Consider the following 20,814-nt stretch of genomic DNA (forward strand, 5'->3'; position numbering starts at 1 on the left):
TGCCCTCGCTCGGCCGTGCCCCCGGGACACTCTCGATATTGCCCTCGCTCGGCTGTGTCACCGGGGCGCTCCTTCGGGGTTTCGGGCCGGCGGGGCCGCTGGGTCGGGGGTCGGCGCGGCGGCCGGCTGGGGGGTGGACATGCTGCGCCACAGTTCGGTGTACCAGGGGTCGGGCTCGCGCTGCCGGGTGGCCTGCGCGGGGACCGGGGGCTGCTCGATACCGGGGACCTGCACGATATAGGCGGTCTCCCCGGGCATCACCAGCCGCAGCCGGTCGCGCGCCTCGGATTTGATGTAGGCCGGATCCTGCTGCTGTGAACGGCGATCGCGCAGTCGGGCCAGATCGCTCTCGAGTTCCGTGCGCTCCTGCGCGAGCTGGGCGGATTCGGCGCGCTGGCTGAAATAGGTGCGCATCGGCACGGCCAGTGTCAGGGCCAGCGCGCACAGCACCGCGGCCAGGATGACCGCGCGGCCGGTGGACAGGCCCAGGATCTTGCGTTCGTGCTTGTCGCGGGCGGCCCCGGACCTCGGCCTGCCCGCCGCGGTACGCCGTTGAACAGCGCGTTTACCCGCGGCGGTGCGCGCCGAGGAGGCCGACCCGGCCGCGGGCTTGACGGGGCGTCTGCCCGACGCCCGCGACGAGCGGCGGTCCCCACGTCCTCCCGGACTGGTACCGCGCGCCCGTCGTTCCGTCATCGCACACCTCGAAAGTCGGTATTACACAACCGTTCCGACGGTACTATCCCTCGTACTCGAAGCGCGGGAACGCAACGTCCCCGGCGTAGCGCGCGGAATCGCCCAGCGCGTCCTCGATGCGCAGCAGTTGGTTGTACTTCGCCACCCGCTCGCTGCGGGCCGGGGCGCCGGTCTTGATCTGGCCGCTGCCGACGGCGACCGCCAGATCGGCGATCGTGGTGTCCTCGGTCTCGCCGGAACGGTGGCTCATCATGGTCTTGTAGCCGTTGCGGTGCGCCAGCTCGACCGCGTCCAGGGTCTCGGTGAGCGTGCCGATCTGGTTGACCTTCACCAGCAGCGCGTTCGCGGCGCCCTTCTCGATGCCGTCCTCGAGCCGCTCCGGGTTGGTGACGAATAGGTCGTCGCCGACCAGCTGCACCTTCTCGCCGATCTGGTCGGTGAGCGAGACCCAGCCGTCCCAGTCGTCCTCCGCCAGCGGGTCCTCGATGGAGACCAGCGGGTAGGCGGCCAGCAGCTCGCCGTAGAACTTGGTCATCTCGTCGGCCGAGCGGACACTGCCCTCGAAGGTGTATCCGGTGCCGGCGGTGTAGAACTCGGTGGCCGCGACGTCCAGCGCCAGCGCCACGTCGGTGCCGACCTTGTAGCCCGCCTTCTGGATGGAGGCGACGATCAGGTCCAGCGCCTCGCGGGTGCCGCCCGGCAGGTCGGGGGCGAAACCGCCCTCGTCGCCCAGGCCGGTGGCCAGGCCCTTGCTCTTCAGCTCGCCCTTGAGCGCGTGGTAGACCTCCGCACCCCAGCGCAGCGCCTCGCGGAAGGTGGGCGCGCCGATCGGGGCAATCATGAATTCCTGCACGTCGACGCTGGTGTCGGCGTGGGCGCCGCCGTTGAGGATGTTCATCATCGGGACCGGCAGCACGTGCGCGTTCGGGCCGCCGAGGTAGCGGAACAGCTCCAGGCCCGACGATTCGGCGGCCGCGCGGGACACCGCCAGCGAGACACCCAGCAGCGCGTTGGCGCCCAGCCGCGACTTGTCCGGGGTGCCGTCCAGATCCAGCAGGACCTGATCCACGGTGCGCTGCTCCACGGCGTCCAAACCGATGACGGCCGGGGCGATCTCGTCGAGCACGCCCTCCACTGCCTTGCGGACGCCCTTGCCGGAGTACCGCTCGCCGCCGTCGCGCAGCTCCACGGCCTCGTGCTCGCCGGTGGAGGCGCCGGAGGGAACGGCAGCCCTGGTCACGGTGCCGTCGTCGAGAGCGATCTCGACCTCGACAGTGGGGTTACCGCGCGAATCCAGGATCTCGCGAGCTCCGACCTGTTCGATGATGGCCACGAAAACGACACTCCTTCGGCTCCTGACTCGGTCCCGCCCACCGCCGTCCATGAGCAGGTCGCACGGGTTCCGTGCAACGCGAGCCTAACAGTGATGAAGAGGGCCGCCTCCGGCGTCGCGGGTTGATACACGACAGGCGTCTGCGCGATCACGTCTTGCGCCTCATTCCCGGCATGCTGTGCACCTCATTCCCGGCATGCCGTGCACCTCATTCCCGGCATGCTTTTGGCCGGGATCCATCGCGCGCACGGTTGGATTCCGGCCAAACGCATGCCGGAATCAGGGGCTTACTCCGCTGACGGTCAAGCCTTCCTACCGACGCTGTAGGCGGCGGCGTGGAGGCGGACCTTGTTCATGTAGGCCGTGGACTGGTTGTAGGTGAGCAGGGCCTGTTGCCAGCCTTCGGGGGTGGTGAGGACGCCGCCGCTGGCGCACAGGTAGCGGGCGGCGGTGAGGGCGGCGTCATCGATGTTGTCGGGGTCGGCGACGCCGTCGCCGTTGGCGTCGACGCCCCAGCGCTGCCAGGTTTCGGGGAGGAACTGGAAGGGGCCCTCGGCGCGGGCGTAGACGGGCTCGCCGGCGGTGGCGGTCTCCTTCTCGTCGAGGATCCTTGCCACGCCCGGGGATCCGTCCAGGGGTATGCCGCGGATGGGCGGCCGCACCTCGCCGTCGGCGTTGAGGCGGGAGCCGCCGTGACTGCCGTGCTTGCTCTCCACCCGGGCGATGCCCGCGAGCGTGGTCCAGCCGATGCCGCAGTCGGGGCGGGAGCGGGCCAGCACGGCCGCGGCGTACCCGTAGGCCTCCAGCGCCACGGCGGGAATGCCCAGGGCGTCGGACTGCTCCTCGGCCCAGCCGTGCAACTGCCCGGCGCTGCGGCCGGGCGCGTCCAGATCGATCGGCGGGACCGGGGCGCCCGCACCGGGCGGTATCCCGTCGGGAATCGGCGGCAACTTCTCCCCCGCCCCACACCCGGACAGCACGACGGCAGCCGCGACCGCACCGAACAGCGCGGCGCGGACCTTCGAAACGGTACGAACACCGGCCTTCTTCGGACGCACCCCTCCATCATCCAGATGACGGGGCGGTTGCGGGGGCAGCCACGCGCAATCAGATGACGGAGCGGTAGCGGGGCAGCGACGCGCAACCAGATCACGAGGTGGTAGCGGGCAGCCACGCTGCAACATCACATTCGTTGCCTCCGGACGGTTGTGTGGGACTCGGAGTCCCACGTATTCTCGACAGTGAGGTAAGGCACAGGAGGCACCGATGACGTTGTCCGAGACCATGCACCCCGGCCCGTTCACCCCGGAGTACCGGGAGGCGCTGGCGACCCTGTCCGAAGGGTCGGTGCACCGGAATTTCGACCCGTATCTCGATATCGATTGGGACAGTCCGGAATTGGCGATCCTGCCGGACGATCCGCGCTGGGTGCTCGATCCGGAGATCGACCCGCTGGGCGCGACCCGCTGGTACCGGGAACTACCGCTCCACAAGCAGATCGAGATCGGCCGGTGGCGCATCGCCAACGTCGTCAAGGTCGGCGCGGCCTTCGAGAGCGTGCTGATCCGCGGCATGATGCAATACATCATGAAGCTGCCCAACGGGTCGCCCGAATTCCGGTACTGCCTCCACGAGATGACCGAGGAGTGCAACCACATCCAGATGTTCCAGGAGCTGGTCAACCGGATCGGCGTGGACGTCCCCGGGATGCGGCCGGTATTCCGGGCGCTGTCGCCGCTCATCGGCGTGGCCGGCGGGTACGCGCACGTCATCCTGTTCATCGGCATCCTCGGCGGCGAGGAGCCCATCGACCACTATCAGAAGGCGGTCATCCGCGCCGAGGCCAATATGCCGCCGATGGTGTTGCGGACCATGCAGATCCACATCGCCGAGGAGGCCCGGCACATCTCCTTCGCGCACGAGTACCTCACCGCGCACATCGAGAAGATGGGCGTGCCCGGAAAGGTGGTGTGCGCGGTGGCGTTTCCGCTCGCGATGCGGTGGCTGGCCGGGGAGATCATGACCCCGCCGCGCTCGTTCGCGCGCCAGTTCGACATCCCGCGCGAGGTGATCAAGGAGGCGTTCTGGCGCGGACCGGCCGCACGAAAGATCCTCTCCGGCTACTTCGACGACGTCCGCAAGCTGGTCGACGACCTAGGCCTCATGCCCGCCCCGGCCAAGATGCTGTGGCGCGCACTGAATATCGACGGCGACGCCTCGCGCTACCGCAGCGAGCCCGCCCGCCGAGCAGCGTAGGGCCGGGCGCGCCCTCCCGCTCCGGCGCGCTACACCCTCCCCGCTCCGGGCACTTCACCCTCGTTGCTCCGGTGCACCTCACCCCCACTGCTCCGGCGCACCTCACCCCCACTGCTCCGGCGCGCTTCCCCCTCGTTGCTCCGGCGCGCTTTTGGCCGGAGCCGCCAACGCCTCGATCAGATCCAGCAACGGCCGGTCGCGGTCGAGCGTGAGCCCGTGCGCCACGGCGACGCCGTCGAGGATGCTCCAGGCATAGCTCGCGACCTGCGCGATCAGCTCGGCCCGGCCCAGCGGCGGGTCCGGGTCGTGCGCCCAGCGGGTCACGGTCGCCTCGGTCATCGACACGATGGCGAAGGACATGGTGTCGACGACCGGCGGATCCGCGACCCCGACCACTCCGGCCAGGCCGCCCACCAGCCGACCCGCCCGCGCGGTGATGGTGATCATCATGCCGCTCAGCGCATCCCGGTCCGCGGGCCCGTCGCCGGGACCGGTCCGCAGGAACTCGTGCTGGCGCGGGTGATCGCAGATCCAGTCCACGACCACGCCGACGGCACGCGCCAGGATCTCGGCGATCGAGCCGTCCCCGATGTCCAGCGCGGCGTCCAGTGCGTCGGTGAAGCGCTCCGCGATCGTCGCCCGGACCCGGCGATCGAGTTCCTCGCGACCGGAGAATTGGCGGTAGAGAACGGATTTCGCCAGCCCGGCCCGCGCGGCGATCTGCTGTGCCGAGATATCCGCCCCGGGCGCGCTCTCCTCGAGCAGTTCGATCGCGGCCGCGATGATCTGCGTCCGCCGCGCCGCGTTGTGCGGCTGCCACCGTGCCTGCCGTCCCCCGGCCGTAGGAGCTGCTGCACTCGACACGCCCGCAGTCTATGCCCCGGCGGCCACCGCTACTCTGCAAGACGATCTCGGTTGCGCCCGTTCGATGTTGGGCAACACACTTTAGGTAAGCCTTGCTTAAGCTGCGCCGAGACGATACCTTCGCAATCCGTATCTCACCGCCTGCTTCACCACCGTTGCGAAGAAGGGAATCCCCTGGTGAAAAACGTTCTCTGCGAACGTCTGAAGCACCACCCCACCGAGTCGGACGAGATCGAACGCCGGCAGTTACCCGCCGACGCCGCACAGGCCATTCGCGACACGGCCCGCGACATCGCGGTCACAATCGAGGACATGCCGGGTTCCTCCGCGCGCGCCGCCACCCTCACCGATCCGACGCTGATCGGACTGGTCGACGCGCGCGCCGCCCGCCTACCGGAGTCGGTCCGCACCGCGCTACGCCCGCCCGCGACCTCGGCGGGCGCGGCGATCGTGGGCCGGTTACCCCTGGACGACGGTGAATTGGGCCCCACCCCGCGCGATTGGCGCCAGGCCGCCGCCTGGAGCGGCGATCCGGCGCGCCGCCACGCCTCGTTCCAGCTGGATATCGCGATGCTGCTGCTGGCCCGCTGCGCCGGTGAGCCGTTCGGCTGGCAGGGGCAGCAAGATGGACGTCTGGTCAATAACATCCTGCCCTCCCCCGGCCACGAGCACGAGCAGTCCGGCGCCTCCAGCACCACCCTGCTCACCCCGCACACCGAGGACGCCTTCCACCCCCGGCGCGCGAATCTGCTGATACTGGGCTGCCTGCGCAATCCGGACCGGGTCGGGACGACGGTGTCGTCGGTGCGGCAGGTCCGGCTGGACGAACGGCAGCGGCGGCGGCTGGGCGAGCCGACCCTGCCGATCCTGCCGGATGTGTCCTACGGCAACGACTTTCACCGGTACCCGGCCACCCCGATCGCCACGGTCGGCGACGAGGCCGGCCGCCCGACACTGCGCTACGACCCCGCCTACACCCCTGTCGAGGACGCCGATCCGGAGTTCCGCGAGGCCTACGATCGTCTCGGCGCGGAACTCGAGCGGGTCTGCCGCACGGCGGTGCTGGAACCGGGCGACGTGCTGCTGGTGGACAACGACGTGGTGGTGCACGGGCGAGTACCGTTCACTCCGCGCTACGACGGAACCGACCGCTGGCTCAAGCGGGTGAATCTCCGGCTGCCGCGCCGCCGCCCCGCCGCCGAGGCCGCCGAGAGCGGTTACGGGCAGGAGACGATCACCCCGTTCGACACGAAAAACGTTGCGACACAGGAGGTGCGACATCCATGAAGCGAGGAGCCCCGTGACCCGCCCGACCCCGCTGCGCGTCCTCAGCCGCAGCGATCTCGCCGACGTCCCGATCACACCGGTGGACGTGGTGCGCGCCGTGGAGGAGGCGTATCTCGCCCTGGCGTCGGGAGATTCGGACAATCCGCGCAAACTCAGCGTCGCCCATCCCGACGGCTGGTCGGTCGCCTACGCCATGCTCGGCCGCGACGGGCGGCGGCGAGTGGTGGCGATGAAGACCTCCTACAAATTCGATCCCCACCACGATCGCAGCACCAAGCGCTACTACACCACGATCACGCTGTACGACGACGCCACCGGCATGCCGATCGCGATGATGGACTGCGCCCGGGTCGGGGCGCTGCGCACGCCGGCGGTGTCGGCGCTGCTGGTGCGGGAGACCGTCCGGTCCGACGCGCGCAGCGTGCTGCTGGTCGGCACCGGCACGCAGGGCCGGAACGCGCTGCCGCACCTGCTCGCCGCGAATCCGCAGTTGAACCGCCTGATGCTGTACGGCACCCATCCGGACGGCCTGAAGGCGGTGCACGAGCAGTTGGCCGCGCACCATCCGCACACCGAACTGGAGACGGTGTCGGATCCGTACGCGGCGGCGCGCGAGGCCGACGTGGTGCTCGCGACGGCGGGCCCGGGTACCAAGGTCGCCATCGAATCCGACGATCTCGCACCGGGTTCGGTGGTGGTGCTGGTCGGTTACGGCCTGGCCCCCTCCACGCTGACCGGTGCCGATCGCGTGGTCGCGACCAATGCCGAGCAGATGTCGCTCACCGGCACCGACATGGCCGGACCGGACGGCAAGCTGCGCCCGGTCGACGCCGAACTGCCGCAGATCCTCAGCCGCCGCACCACCGGTCGCACCAGCGACGACGAGCGCATCTTCGTCTACAACAGCGGCCTGGTCCTCACCGACATCGCGGTAGCCCACGCCCTGGCCGAACGCGCCATCGCCGACGGCCGCGGCACGGAGGTCCCGGTATGGGATTGAGGTCGGCCCCATCGCCATTTTTCCGGCACGCGTTTGGCCGGAATCCACAGGAGGTGGCGGTGGGTCCCGGCCAAAAGCATGCCGGGACAACAGGAAGCGCTGGCACCGGAACAACGGGAAGTGTCGGCACCGGGACAACAGGAAGTGCTGGCACCGGAACAACGGGAAGTGCCGGCACCGGAACAACGGAGATCGCGGGCACCGCCACGGATATCGCCGCACCTCCGCTGCCCGCGTATCAGGACGAGTGGGAGCGGCGGCTGCTCGCGCACCCGGATCTGCTCGGCGATATCGCCTTCGCGATCGGGGGGCCGTTCCACGTCATGTTCCCGGCGCGGGTCGGTCGCAACATCGACGCCTTCCACAGGGCGTTCGAGGACGCCGGAGTGGACGGAGCGATCTACTACGGGAAGAAGGCGAACAAGGCGGCGTGCGTGGTGCGGGCCTGTGCGGAGCACGGCGCGGGCGTGGATGTGGCGAGCGCCGGGGAGCTGAGTTCGGCTCTGGCGCACGGCATCCGGGGTGCCGAGCTGATGGTGACGGGGCCGTCGAAATCCGACGAGCTGCTGTGGCTGTCCGCCCGGCACGGCGCGCTGATCGCCGTCGACGAACACGGCGAGCTGGACAGGCTCGCCGCCCTGGGCATTCCGGTGCGGGTCCTGCTGCGCGTGCTGCCGCCGGACTCCGCCAGCCGCTTCGGCATGACCGCCGACGAGCTGGACCGCGCCCTGGCCCGCACCGATCTCGGGCCGGTCCGCCTCGAGGGCTTCAGCTTCCACCTCTCCGGCTACCGGCCCGAACCCCGCGCCGCGCTGGCCGCACAGCTGATCGAGCGCTGCCGCGCTGCCCGCGCCCTCGGCCATCCCGCGACGACGATCTCCGTCGGCGGCGGCTTCGCGGTCGACTACGTCCCCGCACCGGCCTGGGAGAATTTCACCGAAACCGCAGGCCCGCAACGGTTTCACGCGGACAAGTCCTTCCCCTCGTACTACCCCTACCACAGCGAGGTGGCGGGCCCGGACATGCTCGCGGCCGTCCTGCGCCACGACAGCCTCGCGAAACACCTGCGCGACAACGACATCCGCCTCGCCGTCGAACCCGGCCGCGCCCTGCTGGACCGCGCGGGCAGCACCGTCTTCCGCGTCCAGGGTGCGAAAACCCGCACCGCCCAGGATATCCCGTACCAGCTGCTCACCGTCGACGGCACCAGCCTGAGCCTGTCGGAGCAGTGGTTCGACAGCGAATACCTGCCCGATCCCGTGCTGTGGCCTATCCGGCCCGGTACGCCCACCCCCGCGAGCGTCGGCGCGGCCACCTGCCTCGATTCCGACATGCTCAGCTGGCGGCGCATCCCGCTGCCGCGCCCCGGCGCACCCGGCGATCTGCTCATCTACCCGAATACCGCCGGTTACCAGATGGACTCCAACGAGTCGGCGTTCCATCAGCTACCGATTCCCCCGAAGGTGGCGCTCGCCGAGGCGCCCGGCGGCCGGTTCCGCTGGACCCTCGACGCCGGATAGCCCCGCCACCCACACCCGCACCCCAGCCCAGGAGATATGCAATGGCCCTCGTCACGCGCGTGACGGACCTGATCGGCAACACCCCGTTGTTCGAACTAGCGACCACCGACACCGGCACCCGGCTGCTACTCAAGCTCGAACAGCTCAACCCGACCGGCGCCGCCAAGATCCGGATGGCCCGCGAAATGGTGCTCGATGCGGAGCGTCGGGATTTGCTGAGAGATGGCGGGCATATTATCGAGTCAACGTCCGGCAACACCGGACTGGGCCTGGCGGTAGTGGCCGCCGAACGCGGGTATCGCTTCACCGCGGTCGTGGATCACCACGCCTGCCGTGACAAGCTGCGCGCGATGCAAGCCATGGGAGCAGAACTCGTGTATGTCGCCGACGACGGAGACGCCCGCCCGAACGGTCAGGGCCCGGAGGAGGCAGCCTGCGTAACCACGGAGGGCCCCCGTTCGGGCGGCAGCAAGCACAGTCTGGCCACCTCGGCGCGAGAGGACCTCGCCGAGGCGATGGCCGCCGCCCGGGACGACGCCTACTTCACCGAACAGCACAACAACGACGCCAACGCGCTCGGCTACTACGCGGTCGCCGAAGAGTTGCTGGAGGACCTCGGACAGGTCGACATCCTGCTGTCCGCCGTCGGCACCGGCGGTTCGCTGTTCGGCACCGCCCGCCGCCTGCGCGAACTCGGCTGCCGGCCGCGGGTGATCGGTGTGGAGCCGGTCGGCTCGATCGCCTTCGGCGGCGAGGGCGGGCCGTACTGGCAGTCCGGGACCGGCACCCCGCCGGGCGCCACGGTCGGCACGGCCGTCGACTACTCGCTGCTGGACGAGGGCCTGAAGGTGACCGACGTCGCCGCCTTCGCCACCACCCGCGCGGTGGCGCGCAAGGCGGGCCTGCTGATCGGCGGTTCGGCCGGCGGTTCGGTGCATGCCGCGCTCACCCGCCTCGAGGAGTTCCCGCCCGGCTCGACCATCGTCACGATCGTCTGCGACGGCGGCGAGAAGTATCTGGACACCGTCTTCGACGACGACTGGATGGCCGAGCGCGACCTGCTCGACGAGACCGCCGAGCGGGACGTGCTCGAGCTGCTCGACCGGTACTCCCCCGCGCGACGAGATCTGGTGGGCGTGCGGTGACGGCGACCAGGAGCAGGGTGTCCGACTGGCGCAGCCTCACCACGCTGGCCACCCCCATCGCGCTGACCCAGCTCGCCCAGGTCGCGGTGTCGACGACGAATATCGCGCTGATGGGCTCGCTCGGCATCACCCAGGTGGCCGCCGGCGGCCTGGCGATCACGCTGTTCAACCAGATCCGCACCATGTGCGTCGGCCTGATCACCGCGACCGGGAACCAGGTGGCGACGGTGGCGAGCCGCGCCGACAAGCGCGGGACGAACGCCGACGGCGAGATTCGCGATGTCGTGCGATCGAGCTTCCTGATCGCGACGGCCGCGGGCCTGGCGGGCGGACTGGTGCTGATCGTGCTGGGCTGGTCGCTGCAATGGCTCGGGCAGGACGCGGCGGTGCTGTCCGCGGCCAGGCCGATGATGATCGCGCTGGCCCCGGGGCTGCTGCCCTGCCTGTGGTTCCAGGTGCTGCGCCAGTACACGGTCGGCATGCAGCGGCCGCAGGCGCTACTGCTGGTGACCCTCGGTTCGGTGGCGCTGAATCTCGTTCTCGCGCTGAGTCTCATGCACGGCTGGGCGGGCCTGCCCGCGCTGGGCCTCACCGGTATCGGCATCGCGACCTCGCTGGTCTTCCTGATCACCTTCGCGGTGCTGTGGGCGATGGTGCGCCGCGACGCCGAACTCGGGCGGACGCTGCCGCTGCGGATGTGGCCGGTGCAGTGGCGGACCATCACCGCGGAACTGCGGCTGGGGACGCCGATCGCGCTCACCTACGGCTCCGAGGCGGGCATGTTCTCCGTGCTGGCGCTGGTCATGGGCGCCCTGGGCCCGGCCGCGCTGGCCGCGCACAACATCGTCTACCAGCTGGTGTACATCGTGTTCCAGGTGGCGATCGGGATCTCGCACGGCGTCTCGATCCTGGTCAGCAAGGCAGTGGCCCGCGACGAGCACCGGCACGCGCACGCGCTGGCCTGGCTGGCGCTGCAGCAGGCCGCGGTGGTCGCCGCGTTGGTCGGGGTGCTGTACGTCGTCGCGCCCGATATCGTGCTGCGACCGTTCCTCACCAGCCGCGACGGCGATACGGTGGTGCTCGCGCACACCCTGCTGCTGATCGCGATCGTGCTGCAGTTCTTCGACGCGGCGCAGAACATCGGCAACGGTCTGCTGCGTGGGCTCAAGGACACCCGGGCCGGTTTCCGGCTGTCGCTGGTCGGTTACTGGATTGTGGGATTGCCCACAGCGCTACTCCTCGCATTCCCCGTGGGGCTGGACGCCGCGGGCGTCTGGTGGGGTCTGACGGCCGGTCTGGGGGCGACTGCCGTGCTGATGCTGCGCCGCTACTTCGCCCTGCTCGACGTGCGGGAGCAGGCCGAACCGCGCGTGCTGGCCGGTAGCTTCGGTACTTCCGGCTGACACGGAATTCTCATCTCGGCGTAAGCATGTCGTCACCGTGCACGGGCACTGTGAAAGGACGAGGCTTCGTTATCCTGGCCCGGAGATCGAAGCCGACGGCTGTATCCGAGGCCGCAACCGCCGGGAGGAGTCCGGTGCACGTCAGCAGAGTCGCGGAGTACCCGCGACCGGACCATGTCCTGTTCCATTTCAGCGACACCCATCTGATCGCCGGCGACGGCGGGCTCTACGGCGCGGTCGACGCCGAGGAACGACTGCGCGGGCTGCTGGAGCGCGCCGAGGCCGGCGGTATCACCCCGACGGCGATCGTCTTCACCGGCGATCTGACCGACCAGGGCGAGCCGGATGCCTACGACACACTGCGCGCGCTGGTCGAGCCGTTCGCCGAGCGGGTCGGGGCGCCCGTCGTCTGGGTCACCGGCAATCACGACGATCGCGCGGCGCTGCGCGAGCACCTGCTCGGCGAGGACGGCACGGCCGAACCGCTCGACCGGGTGCACACCTTCGGCGGGCTGCGCATCGTGGTGCTGGACACGACCGTGCCCGGGCACCACCACGGCGAGGTGACCGACGACCAATTGGCCTGGCTGCGTTCGGTACTGGCCGATCCCGCGCCCTTCGGGACGATCCTCGCCATGCACCATCCCCCGGTGCCGTGCATCCAGGATCTGGCGGTGACGGTGGAGCTGCGCGATCAGAAGCGCCTCGCCGACGTCCTCGACGGCAGCGACGTGCGCAGCATCCTGGCCGGGCACCTGCACTTCTCGACGACCGCGACGTTCGCCGGGATCCCCGTGTCGGTGTCGTCGTCCGCCTGCTACAGCCAGGACCTGTCGGTCGCCGAGGGCGGCCAGCGCGGTCGCGACGGCGCGCAGAGCTTCAACTACGTGCACATCTACCCCGACACCGTCGTGCACTCGGTGGTGCCGATCGACCGCGGCCCGACGGTCGGCGACCCGGCGACTCCCGCCGAGGCCGCCGAGCGATTACGCAACGCAGGCATAGTGATACCGCCCGCCGCCCGCATCCCACACGTAATGAACCACCGCGCCGCCACACCCGAGTCCGACGACGAATCCGTCCGCTGAAACCACCCCGCCACCACCTCGGCGTACGCCACCACCATCTCGGCATACGCCACCACCATCCCGGCATACGCCACCACCATCCCGGCATGCGCCACCACCATCCCGGCATGCGGCACCACCATCCCGGCATGCGGCACCACCATCCCGGCATGCTTTTGGCCGGGACCGTCCAAAAGCACGCCGGAAAAGGTCAGGCGGCTCCCGGCTCCAGGGCGGCCAGCGGGTCTTCGTCGGTGGCCCGCTCCCAGGGGGCCGGGGCGGGGAAGTAGTCCTGGAGGAAGCGGGAGACGGTGCGGACCCGCTCGGGTTCCGGGACCTCCGGGAAGCTGCCGTCGTTGAGGCAGAAGAAGTCCACCTTGCGCCGCTGGGCCAGGTCGTTCAGCAGGGCCAGGCCGCGGTAGCTGGTGGTGTCGACGTAGCGGACCTTGGCGTCCTCCTGCGGCACGGCACGACCGGTCAGCAATGCGTAGTAGTGGTACAGCGAATTCGTGACCGAGATGTCGGTGGCCGCGCGGAACCGGCTGCCGCGCGTGCGCGCGAAGTCCGCCCCGAACTCCTTCTCCATCTCCAGCAGGACGCTGCGCCGCAACGGAACCGGCGTGTGCTCCAGATGCCTGGTGATGACGTGTCCGAACCGGCCGGCCAGCAGCCGGCGATTCACCCGCGCCGCGTTCTCGAATCCGCTGCGCCGCTCGGTGGTGGCGCCCGGCCCGATGCGCGTATCCGCCTCGATGAACCGGCTGATGCCGGCGGGGGTGAAGAACATCGACGGCCGGACCGGACGCGCGAAGAACATGTCGTCGTTGGAGTACAGGAAGTGTTCCGACAGGCCCTCGATGTGCTGCAGCTGACATTCCACCGCGTGCGAGTTGAAGACCGGCAGCCCGCTGGTGTCGGAGAAGTGCTGTGCCGCGCGGACGATCGTCACCTTCGGGTCGTCGGCGAGCCAGTCGGGTACCCGCGAATCGGTGGCGATGAAGACGCGGCGGATCCACGGCGCGTTCTTGTGCATCGAGCGCAGGGCGTACCGCAGTTCATCGATCTGGCGGATGCGGGCGTCGGCGGCGTCGCCCTCCCCGACCACCACCTGCGCCATCATTCCCGCACGGCGAGCGCGGAATTCGGGATCGGAGCCGTCGACCCAGGAGTACACGATGTCGATGTCGAAGCGGACGTCGGTGGTGTTCGGGGCGAACATGCCCGCGAGCGTGGGCCAGGCGGCGTCGAACAGCCACACCGTCGCCTGCTGCACGTCGGCGAGGTCGAAGACGTTGCGGGTCAGCGCGTTCGGGCGCGGGCACTCCACCGTGTCGCCGTGGTACTCCCACAGCTCCAGGTCGACGTGGTGTGCCGGATCGACGTCGCGGCCCAGCCGCAACACGTTGTGCCGCACCTCGTTACAGGAGAAACCGTGCACCAGCGCCGCGCCCAGCACCCGGCGCAGCGCGCCGCGATACGCGGAGTCGACCGCCAGCACCATCCGCTGGCCGCCGCCGCGCACCAGCAGAAACGGCACCTCCGCGGCCTCCAGTTCGGCTCGCAGATACCGTAGATCCGCGTCCACCGCCGCCGACACCGCCAGGTTGGCCGCCACCGCATCGAATTCCGTCATCACCTCTCCTGCCTCGTCTCCCGAACCGCGGTCCCCGAGCGGAACCGCGGGCACCATCACCCGCACGAGCCCTGCGCACTCCGTGCCGTACACGCGAACCGGCCTTCCGCCGTGCGCACCACATGCCGTCCGCCATGACACCCGCATGCAGTCCGCCGTGGACACCCGCGTGCCTTCCGCGGTACGCCCGCTCGCCGCGCACGCCTCTGTGCCGTCCGCTGTACGCGTCGACATGCGCTGTCTCGCGTCGTGCGCACCCGCCGGTGGTCGTGCGCACCGCATGCGTCTCGAGCACACCCGCGTGCCGTCCGCCGTACGCGTCGACACCTCACGGTGGGCGCGACCCCACAGCTTCCGGCTGTACGCGCCTACAGGACCGTCGTGCGCACCCACACGCATGTCGCTGTGAGCACCCGCATGTGTGCCGTCGTGCGCACCCGCACGCTCCTCGCCGTGCGCACCCGCATGCCTCTCACTGTGCACACCCACGTGCTTTTCCGCGTGCGCACCCGCATGCCTCTCACTGTGCGCACCCACATGCTTTCCCGCGTGCGCACTCGCATGCCTCTCGCCGTACACACCCGGATGCCTGCCGCGTGTCCACTCGCATGCTTCTCGCTGTGCGCACCCACAGGCCTTGTCGCGTGCGCACTCGCATGCCTCTCGCTGTGCACTCGCATGCTTTCCGCGTGTACACCCGCATGCGTGCCGTTGTGCGCACTCGCCTGTCCGGCGGGCGCACCCGCATGCTCGCTGCCGGGCGTGCTCCTACGCTCTCCCGAGCGGCACGCACCTGCCTGCCTCCGCCGGGACGGCGGAGGGCGCTGCACCGTTGCGCGCTATAAGAAGCCGCGCGAGGTGAGACTGTTCGGGAATGCCGCCCACAATCGGTACCGGTCGGGCCGGAATCCCATGCGCTCTCACCTCACTCGGATACGGACGCGTAGACGCGTCGTGCGGATGTTGCTGCGTTCGCCTGTTCCGGGGAGCGGAAGCTACACCCGACAGGTCGAGGAACTGTTACGAATGATGCAACTGCCGGTACCCGTTCGTCAATCGCAGGCATAGCAGGTCCCGGCCATTTTTCCTATCCGTAACGGACAAACGCCGCAGGACCGGCAGCATCCCGGATCCGAGCGTCCCACTCGACCCGTAACTTAGGGTAGGCTCACCAACCGTCCGAGAGCCGGGACCACGCGAGGAGGCAGTGTGCGGGTAGTGATTCTGTTCGGGAGCGAAATGGGCACCGCGGAGCGGACCGCCGAGGCAGTCGCGGACGGGCTGGCGCGCTCCCACGACGTCGCGATCTACGACATGTCCGATTTCGACACCGACGATCTGGACACCCGCGACTTCCACATACTCGTCTGCTCCACCTACGGCTCCGGCGACCTCCCGACCGGCGCCGAACCGTTCTTCGATCAGCTCGACGACCGCCTGCCCGACCTGACCGGACTGCGATTCGCGGTATTCGGCATGGGCGACAGCGTGTACGACGACACCTTCAACCGCGGCGGGGAGATCTGCGCGGAGAGGTTCATCGCGCGCGGTGCGGAGCAGGTCGGCGAACACGCCCGCCACGACGCCTCCGCCGCGGTCCGGCCGCAGGACCAGGCCCTCGAGTGGGTCCGCTCGCTGCCTATCGGAACCCTCGCCACGGCCTGAGGCCGGATCCGGGATTCCCGCTCGTCACCGTCGTTCTCGGACGTCCGAGATACGGAAAATCGGATGGCCGTACTCCTACACCCCAGCGAACAAGCGGCACAACGGCTTACACTACAAGGTACGCGCGATCCAGTCCGCAGCGTAAGCCAATCGTGAGGTGACGAAATATGGTAGCCGAAGCCCGGGAACGTCAAGAGACCTCGACCGAGCCGCAGGCAGATATGACCGAACATCCCGAGCTGGATGCGTTGCCGGAATGGCCGCGCGACACCATCGCCGTCCTGGTGACGACCGATCCCCTACCGCACGCCATTCCCGTCTCCTGGCCGGTCCGGGCAGGAGACCACCGAATCCTGTTGAGCCTCAGAGCCAATCGCGGCTCGCTCGACCGCCTGCGCCGCCGCCCCGGCGTGGCCCTGCTGATTCTCGGCGGCGACAACGTGGCACTGTGCGCACGCGGTACGGCACGCGTCGTCGCCGACCCGATGCCCGATGCCGACGATTACGTCGCGGTCGCGATCGATGTCGAGGCGATCGACGACCACCGCCAGGGCGCCTTCCTGGTCGCGGCCGGAATCCAGCGAACAGTCCTGGACGAGTCCGAGTTGGAGTACCTCGAATCGCGTGTCGCCACGCTGCAGGACATGGCTCGCCAGCAGAATTGATCCCATGATTGCTGCCTTCTCGGTCACCCCGCTGGGCGCCGGCGAGGACGTCGGCCGTGCCGTCGCCGCGGCCGTCCGCGTAGTCCGCGCCAGCGGCCTCCCCAACGAAACCACGTCCATGTTCACCTCGATAGAGGGCGAATGGGACGAGGTCATGTCCGTCATCAAGGCCGCCACCGACGCGGTCATGGCCGTGGCGCCCCGCTGCAGCCTGGTGATCAAGGCCGACATCCGCCCCGGCGTGACCGACGGCCTGAAATCCAAGGTCGACAGCGTGGAGCGCTACCTCGCCGAGGGCTGAGATCAGCCGCCCAGCGCACCGAGCGACCGCATCATGCCCAGCCCGTCCGACACGACCCAGTACTCGGCAAGACGGCCGTCGTCGACGCGAAAGATGTCCTGACCGGCAAACGCGATCCGTGTCCCCCGCGGCACCGTGGCCCCCGGAATCCCCTCGCGATAGGACCCGTGAAAGGTCCACCGCGCCGCGACCAGATCCCCGTCGACCAGCGGCCCGACATCCAGCGTGTTCTCGATATCGTCGAAGAACTCGCGCGACTGCTCGATCTGCGCGACAACCTCCCGCGGCCCGTGCACATCCTGCCCCGGCCAATGCCCGACGAACCCCGGCGCGAAGATCTCCTCCGCCCGCCCGTAGTCGCCGTACCACACCTCGAACAACCAGCTTCGATAGAGAGTCTCGGCATCCATACCGCCATTGTCCAGACGACCACCGCCGAGATCAGGCACGCCGAGGCAAGGCGCGAGACGTCGATCAGAATTCGGAGGTGTTCAAGGTCAGGCCGAACGGCTCGGGAAGGTCGACCGGGGTTCCGAACGATTCGGGGCCGACGACGACGCCGTAGCCCAAGTCGTGCGGGTCCGAGTACAACGCCCACGCCTTGGCTCGACGGTCTACCAGCAGATACAACGGAGCACCGTATTGCGCGTACCGGATGCGCTCGGCGTCGTGCCACACCAGACTTGCCGCCGAACTGCGAAATCGATGAAGTAAGTCAGTCGGCTCGTGGCCAGTAGGTGTGCCAGTCGTCGGGGGTGAGGGGGGTGCGTTCGCCTCGGGCTGCTTCGGCGGTGTCTTCGGCTGTGCGGATTCGGGTGGCGAAGGTGAGGGTGGCTTTGCGGAGGCGTTCCTCGGCGCTGTCTTCGCCGCCGAGGTGGATGACGCGGAGGTCCGGGGGAATCAGGTCAGGAGGGAGGCCGGCCTTGCGGCTGCGGGAGAGGATTTTTTCGGCGAGGGCCAGGGCGGGCTGGGCCAGGGCTATGCCGTCGAGGCAGGAGCGGCGGGACTTTTCCGTGGATTTTCTTTCCTCCCAGGCCTTTTCCTGGGCGGCGATCTTCTCGGACACGGTCGCACCGGGGTCGATCGGGGCGTCTCGCAGGTGGGGACTGCGGTGGACCAGCTTGTCGACCAGCGTCGCGGCGACGTCGTCGACGGTGAATTCGCCTGCAGCCTCGGCGATCCGGGAGTGGAACAGGACCTGGAGGAGGAGGTCGCCGAGTTCCTCCTTGATGGTCTCCGCGTCCTCGTGCTGGATGGCGTCCAGGAGTTCGTAGGTCTCCTCGAGCAGGTACGGGCGCAGGGAGTCGTGGGTCTGGGTGACCTCCCAGCCGCCGAAGTTCCACAGCCGGTCCATCACCTCGACGGCCTCGGCGAGGCCGTGTGCCATGCGCGCGGAATCCGCGGCGGCCGGATCGGCGGCACTCATCGAGCCGCCGACACCTCGGTGTCGACCCGCAGATCCACTGTGCCCTGGGGCTTTCCGTCCAGTGTCAGCAGCAGGTCGGCGACGAATTGCAGCACAGCCACGTCGCGCACGCGGGCCGCGCCCACGCTGTCCTCGACGCGCGGGAGCGGCAACTGCACAATCGACGTGGTGGGCCGGTAGGTGGCGTTCGGATACAACCGCTTGAGCCGCAACTGTTTCGAGTCGGGCAGCTGGATCGGCGAGATCTTCAGCGTCGTGCCGGTGACGCCCGCCTCGGTGATGCCGTACTCGCGGCACAGCAGCCGCAGCTTGGCCACCGATATCAGGCGCCCGACCTCCACCGGCAGCGGGCCGTACCGGTCGACCAGCTCCTCCACGACCCCGGCCAGGCCCGAATCGTCCTGCGCGGCGGCGAGTTTGCGGTAGGCCTCCAGCCGGAGCCGGTCGCTGGTGATGTAGTCGGGCGGGATGTGCGCGTCCACCGGCAGGTCGATGCGCACCTCCTTGACCTCTTCCTCCGTGGTGATCGGCCGTCCGTCGGCGGCCGCCCGGTACGCCTCCACGGCCTCGCCCACCAGCCGGACGTACAGATCGAATCCGACGCCCGCCACATGCCCGGACTGTTCGGCGCCGAGAACGTTTCCGGCGCCGCGGATCTCGAGGTCCTTCATCGCCACCGCCATACCGGCGCCCAGATCGGAGTTCTGGGAGATGGTGGCCAGCCGGTCGTAGGCCGTCTCGGTGAGCGGCTTGTCCGGCGGGTACAGGAAGTAGGCGTAACCGCGCTCGCGGCTGCGGCCCACGCGCCCGCGCAGCTGATGCAGCTGCGACAGGCCCAGCGCGTCGGCGCGCTCCACGAGCAGGGTGTTGGCGTTGGAGATGTCCAGGCCGGTCTCGATGATCGTGGTGCACACCAGGACGTCGTACTCGCGCTCCCAGAAGCCCTGGACGGTCCGTTCCAGCACGTCCTCGTTCATCTGGCCGTGTGCGACGACCACCCGCGCCTCCGGCACCAGATCGCGAATCCGCTTGGCGGCCTTGTCGATCGACGACACCCGGTTGTGCACGTAGAACACCTGGCCGTCGCGCAGCAGCTCGCGGCGGACGGCGGCGGCGACCTGCTTGTCGTTGTACTGGCCGACATAGGTGAGCACCGGATGCCGCTCCTCCGGCGGGGTGAGGATGGTCGACATCTCGCGGATGCCGGCGAGGCTCATCTCCAGGGTGCGCGGAATCGGCGTGGCCGACATGGTCAGCACGTCGACGTGGGTGCGCAGCGCCTTGATGTGCTCCTTGTGCTCGACGCCGAAACGCTGCTCCTCGTCGATGATGACCAGGCCCAGCTCCTTCCAGCGGATACCGGTCTGCAGCAGGCGATGGGTGCCGACGACGATATCGACATCGCCGGCGGCCATACCGTCGAGCACCTGGCGCGATTCGGCGGGATCGGTGAACCGGGACAGGCCCTTCACGGTCACCGGGAAGCCCGCGACGCGTTCGGCGAAGGTCTGCAGATGCTGCTGCGCCAGCAGGGTCGTCGGCACCAGCACCGCGACCTGCTTACCGTCCTGGACCGCCTTGAACGCCGCCCGCACCGCGATCTCGGTCTTGCCGTAGCCGACGTCGCCGCAGATCACGCGGTCCATCGGCACGGCCTTCTCCATATCGGATTTGACCTCGGCGATGGCGGTCAGCTGGTCGACGGTCTCGGTGAACGCGAAGGCGTCCTCCATCTCCTGCTGCCACGGCGTATCCGGTCCGAAGGCGTGGCCGGGGGCCGCCTGACGGGCCGCGTACAGCTGCACCAGCTCCGTGGCGATCTCGCGAACCGCCTTGCGCGCCTTGCGTTTCGTATTCGCCCAGTCCGAGCCGCCGAGCTTGGACAGGCCGGGCATCTCGCCACCGACGTAGCGCGACAGCTGGTCCAGCGAATCCATCGGGACGTAGAGCCGGTCGCCGGGCTGGCCGCGCTTGCCGGGGGCGTACTCGATCACCAGGTACTCGCGGCGCGCGCCGCCGACCGTGCGCTCGATCATCTCCACGAACCGGCCGATGCCGTGCTGGTCGTGCACCACCAGGTCGCCCGCGGACAGGGCGAGCGGGTCGACCTGGTTGCGGCGGCGCGCGGGCAGCTTCTTGCCCTCGGCGGGCGCGGTGACCCGGTTGCCGGTGAGGTCGGATTCGGCGATGACGACGAGCTTCGCGTCGTCGAAGACGATGCCGTCGTGCAGCGTGCCGCACAGCACGCCGACGACGCCCTGCTCCGGCTCGGCGCCCGTCTCCAGCGGCGCGGCCGGGACGTCGGCGTCGGCGAGGCGCTCCAGAATGCGTTGCGCGGTGCCGTGTCCGGCGACCACCACCACCGCGCGGCCGCCGGTGGTGACGTGTGCCCGCAGCGAGGCGAAGACCGTGGCGACCAGCTCTTCGGAACCGCGCGCGGCGGGCGCGGCCAGCAGCGGGAGCGCCACCTCGTCCGGATCGCCGGAGGCCAGCGGGCTCAGCGTCCACCACGGCAGGTCGCGGGCGTCGGCGCTCGCGTGGACCACGTCGAGG

General features: G+C 69.4%; 19 protein-coding genes. 10 read left to right on the top strand and 9 right to left on the bottom strand.

The genetic code is table 11. The annotated features are described in order from the left end of the window. Nucleotides 1-57: 57 nt before the first annotated feature. The 3 genes from ON41_RS26680 to ON41_RS26690 form a co-directional block, all read right to left on the bottom strand. Nucleotides 58-696 (bottom strand): FtsB family cell division protein, encoded by a 639-nt coding sequence (locus tag ON41_RS26680; protein ID WP_040750571.1) that lies wholly within the window; start codon nucleotides 694-696, stop codon nucleotides 58-60. A 43-nt stretch (nucleotides 697-739) separates the two neighbouring features. After that, nucleotides 740-2,029 (bottom strand): phosphopyruvate hydratase, encoded by a 1,290-nt coding sequence (eno, locus tag ON41_RS26685; RefSeq protein WP_040750572.1) that lies wholly within the window; start codon nucleotides 2,027-2,029, stop codon nucleotides 740-742. A gap of 302 nt (nucleotides 2,030-2,331) precedes the next feature. Further along, on the bottom strand, nucleotides 2,332-3,087 hold the full coding sequence (locus ON41_RS26690) for a lytic transglycosylase domain-containing protein (RefSeq protein ID WP_040750573.1): 756 nt from the start codon (nucleotides 3,085-3,087) through the stop codon (nucleotides 2,332-2,334). Nucleotides 3,088-3,295: 208 nt separating this feature from the next. Between ON41_RS26690 and ON41_RS26695 the strand changes: the two genes are divergently transcribed. Further along, the gene (locus ON41_RS26695) at nucleotides 3,296-4,285 is read left to right on the top strand and encodes an AurF N-oxygenase family protein (RefSeq protein WP_040750575.1); all 990 of its coding nucleotides are present in this window, start codon (nucleotides 3,296-3,298) and stop codon (nucleotides 4,283-4,285) included. Nucleotides 4,286-4,387: 102 nt separating this feature from the next. Here the strand turns inward: ON41_RS26695 and ON41_RS26700 are convergent, their stop codons facing one another. Beyond that, complete coding sequence (locus tag ON41_RS26700) at nucleotides 4,388-5,149, bottom strand: TetR/AcrR family transcriptional regulator (RefSeq protein WP_051162546.1); 762 nt, start codon at nucleotides 5,147-5,149, stop codon at nucleotides 4,388-4,390. 177 nt (nucleotides 5,150-5,326) lie between these two features. Between ON41_RS26700 and ON41_RS26705 the strand changes: the two genes are divergently transcribed. The 6 genes from ON41_RS26705 (at nucleotide 5,327) to ON41_RS26730 (ending at nucleotide 12,592) form a co-directional block, all read left to right on the top strand. Beyond that, nucleotides 5,327-6,436, top strand: a complete 1,110-nt coding sequence (locus ON41_RS26705; RefSeq protein ID WP_040750576.1) for a TauD/TfdA family dioxygenase — start codon at nucleotides 5,327-5,329, stop codon at nucleotides 6,434-6,436. 13 nt (nucleotides 6,437-6,449) lie between these two features. Next, a complete protein-coding gene (locus tag ON41_RS26710) occupies nucleotides 6,450-7,436 on the top strand; it encodes an ornithine cyclodeaminase family protein (RefSeq protein WP_174411364.1) in 987 nt (328 codons plus the stop codon). Nucleotides 7,437-7,627: 191 nt separating this feature from the next. Continuing rightward, nucleotides 7,628-8,956 carry a type III PLP-dependent enzyme domain-containing protein gene (locus ON41_RS26715; protein ID WP_051162552.1) on the top strand — a complete coding sequence of 443 codons (1,329 nt, stop codon included), beginning with the start codon at nucleotides 7,628-7,630 and terminating at the stop codon, nucleotides 8,954-8,956. 41 nt (nucleotides 8,957-8,997) lie between these two features. Beyond that, a complete protein-coding gene (locus ON41_RS26720; RefSeq protein WP_040750577.1) occupies nucleotides 8,998-10,101 on the top strand; it encodes a PLP-dependent cysteine synthase family protein in 1,104 nt (367 codons plus the stop codon). A 17-nt stretch (nucleotides 10,102-10,118) separates the two neighbouring features. Further along, nucleotides 10,119-11,504, top strand: a complete 1,386-nt coding sequence (locus ON41_RS26725) for an MATE family efflux transporter (protein ID WP_246829611.1) — start codon at nucleotides 10,119-10,121, stop codon at nucleotides 11,502-11,504. A gap of 134 nt (nucleotides 11,505-11,638) precedes the next feature. Next, complete coding sequence (locus ON41_RS26730) at nucleotides 11,639-12,592, top strand: phosphodiesterase (RefSeq protein WP_040750579.1); 954 nt, start codon at nucleotides 11,639-11,641, stop codon at nucleotides 12,590-12,592. A gap of 190 nt (nucleotides 12,593-12,782) precedes the next feature. On the opposite strand, the gene ON41_RS26735 is transcribed toward ON41_RS26730, so the two are convergent. Continuing rightward, the gene (locus ON41_RS26735; protein ID WP_246460896.1) at nucleotides 12,783-14,204 is read right to left on the bottom strand and encodes a stealth family protein; all 1,422 of its coding nucleotides are present in this window, start codon (nucleotides 14,202-14,204) and stop codon (nucleotides 12,783-12,785) included. A gap of 1,209 nt (nucleotides 14,205-15,413) precedes the next feature. On the opposite strand from ON41_RS26735, the gene ON41_RS26740 reads away from it, so the two are divergent. The 3 genes from ON41_RS26740 (at nucleotide 15,414) to ON41_RS26750 (ending at nucleotide 16,835) form a co-directional block, all read left to right on the top strand. Then, nucleotides 15,414-15,869: a flavodoxin domain-containing protein gene (locus ON41_RS26740; protein ID WP_040750580.1), complete on the top strand. Its 456-nt coding sequence runs from the start codon at nucleotides 15,414-15,416 to the stop codon at nucleotides 15,867-15,869. A gap of 167 nt (nucleotides 15,870-16,036) precedes the next feature. Beyond that, nucleotides 16,037-16,534, top strand: a complete 498-nt coding sequence (locus ON41_RS26745) for a pyridoxamine 5'-phosphate oxidase family protein (RefSeq protein ID WP_246460898.1) — start codon at nucleotides 16,037-16,039, stop codon at nucleotides 16,532-16,534. A 4-nt stretch (nucleotides 16,535-16,538) separates the two neighbouring features. Then, complete coding sequence (locus ON41_RS26750; protein ID WP_040750582.1) at nucleotides 16,539-16,835, top strand: MTH1187 family thiamine-binding protein; 297 nt, start codon at nucleotides 16,539-16,541, stop codon at nucleotides 16,833-16,835. Nucleotides 16,836-16,837: 2 nt separating this feature from the next. On the opposite strand, the gene ON41_RS26755 is transcribed toward ON41_RS26750, so the two are convergent. The 4 genes from ON41_RS26755 to mfd all read right to left on the bottom strand — a co-directional run. After that, a complete protein-coding gene (locus tag ON41_RS26755) occupies nucleotides 16,838-17,245 on the bottom strand; it encodes an ester cyclase (RefSeq protein WP_040750583.1) in 408 nt (135 codons plus the stop codon). Nucleotides 17,246-17,309: 64 nt separating this feature from the next. Next, entirely contained in the window at nucleotides 17,310-17,465 is a 156-nt protein-coding gene (locus ON41_RS26760; protein ID WP_157185633.1) for a hypothetical protein, read from the bottom strand. Between the two features lie 85 nt (nucleotides 17,466-17,550). Beyond that, nucleotides 17,551-18,261, bottom strand: a complete 711-nt coding sequence (locus ON41_RS26765; RefSeq protein WP_040750585.1) for a nucleoside triphosphate pyrophosphohydrolase — start codon at nucleotides 18,259-18,261, stop codon at nucleotides 17,551-17,553. Beyond that, the coding region (gene mfd, locus ON41_RS26770; protein WP_040750607.1) for a transcription-repair coupling factor at nucleotides 18,258-20,814 on the bottom strand (2,557 nt) is incomplete at its 5' end. The genes ON41_RS26765 and mfd, both read right to left, overlap by 4 nt.

It is taken from the genome of Nocardia transvalensis NBRC 15921 (genome assembly GCF_000308875.1).
GTDB lineage: Bacteria > Actinomycetota > Actinomycetes > Mycobacteriales > Mycobacteriaceae > Nocardia > Nocardia transvalensis.

Excerpts from the sequence above, each read along its gene's own strand:
- ON41_RS26745 (WP_246460898.1), top strand. The coding sequence starts at position 16,037 with ATGGTAGCCGAAGCCCGGGAACGTCAAGAGACCTCGACCGAGCCGCAG.
- ON41_RS26680 (WP_040750571.1), bottom strand. The coding sequence starts at position 696 with ATGACGGAACGACGGGCGCGCGGTACCAGTCCGGGAGGACGTGGGGAC.
- ON41_RS26720 (WP_040750577.1), top strand. The coding sequence starts at position 8,998 with ATGGCCCTCGTCACGCGCGTGACGGACCTGATCGGCAACACCCCGTTG.
- ON41_RS26695 (WP_040750575.1), top strand. The coding sequence starts at position 3,296 with ATGACGTTGTCCGAGACCATGCACCCCGGCCCGTTCACCCCGGAGTAC.
- ON41_RS26735 (WP_246460896.1), bottom strand. The coding sequence starts at position 14,204 with ATGACGGAATTCGATGCGGTGGCGGCCAACCTGGCGGTGTCGGCGGCG.
- ON41_RS26765 (WP_040750585.1), bottom strand. The coding sequence starts at position 18,261 with ATGAGTGCCGCCGATCCGGCCGCCGCGGATTCCGCGCGCATGGCACAC.
- ON41_RS26755 (WP_040750583.1), bottom strand. The coding sequence starts at position 17,245 with ATGGATGCCGAGACTCTCTATCGAAGCTGGTTGTTCGAGGTGTGGTAC.
- ON41_RS26750 (WP_040750582.1), top strand. The coding sequence starts at position 16,539 with ATGATTGCTGCCTTCTCGGTCACCCCGCTGGGCGCCGGCGAGGACGTC.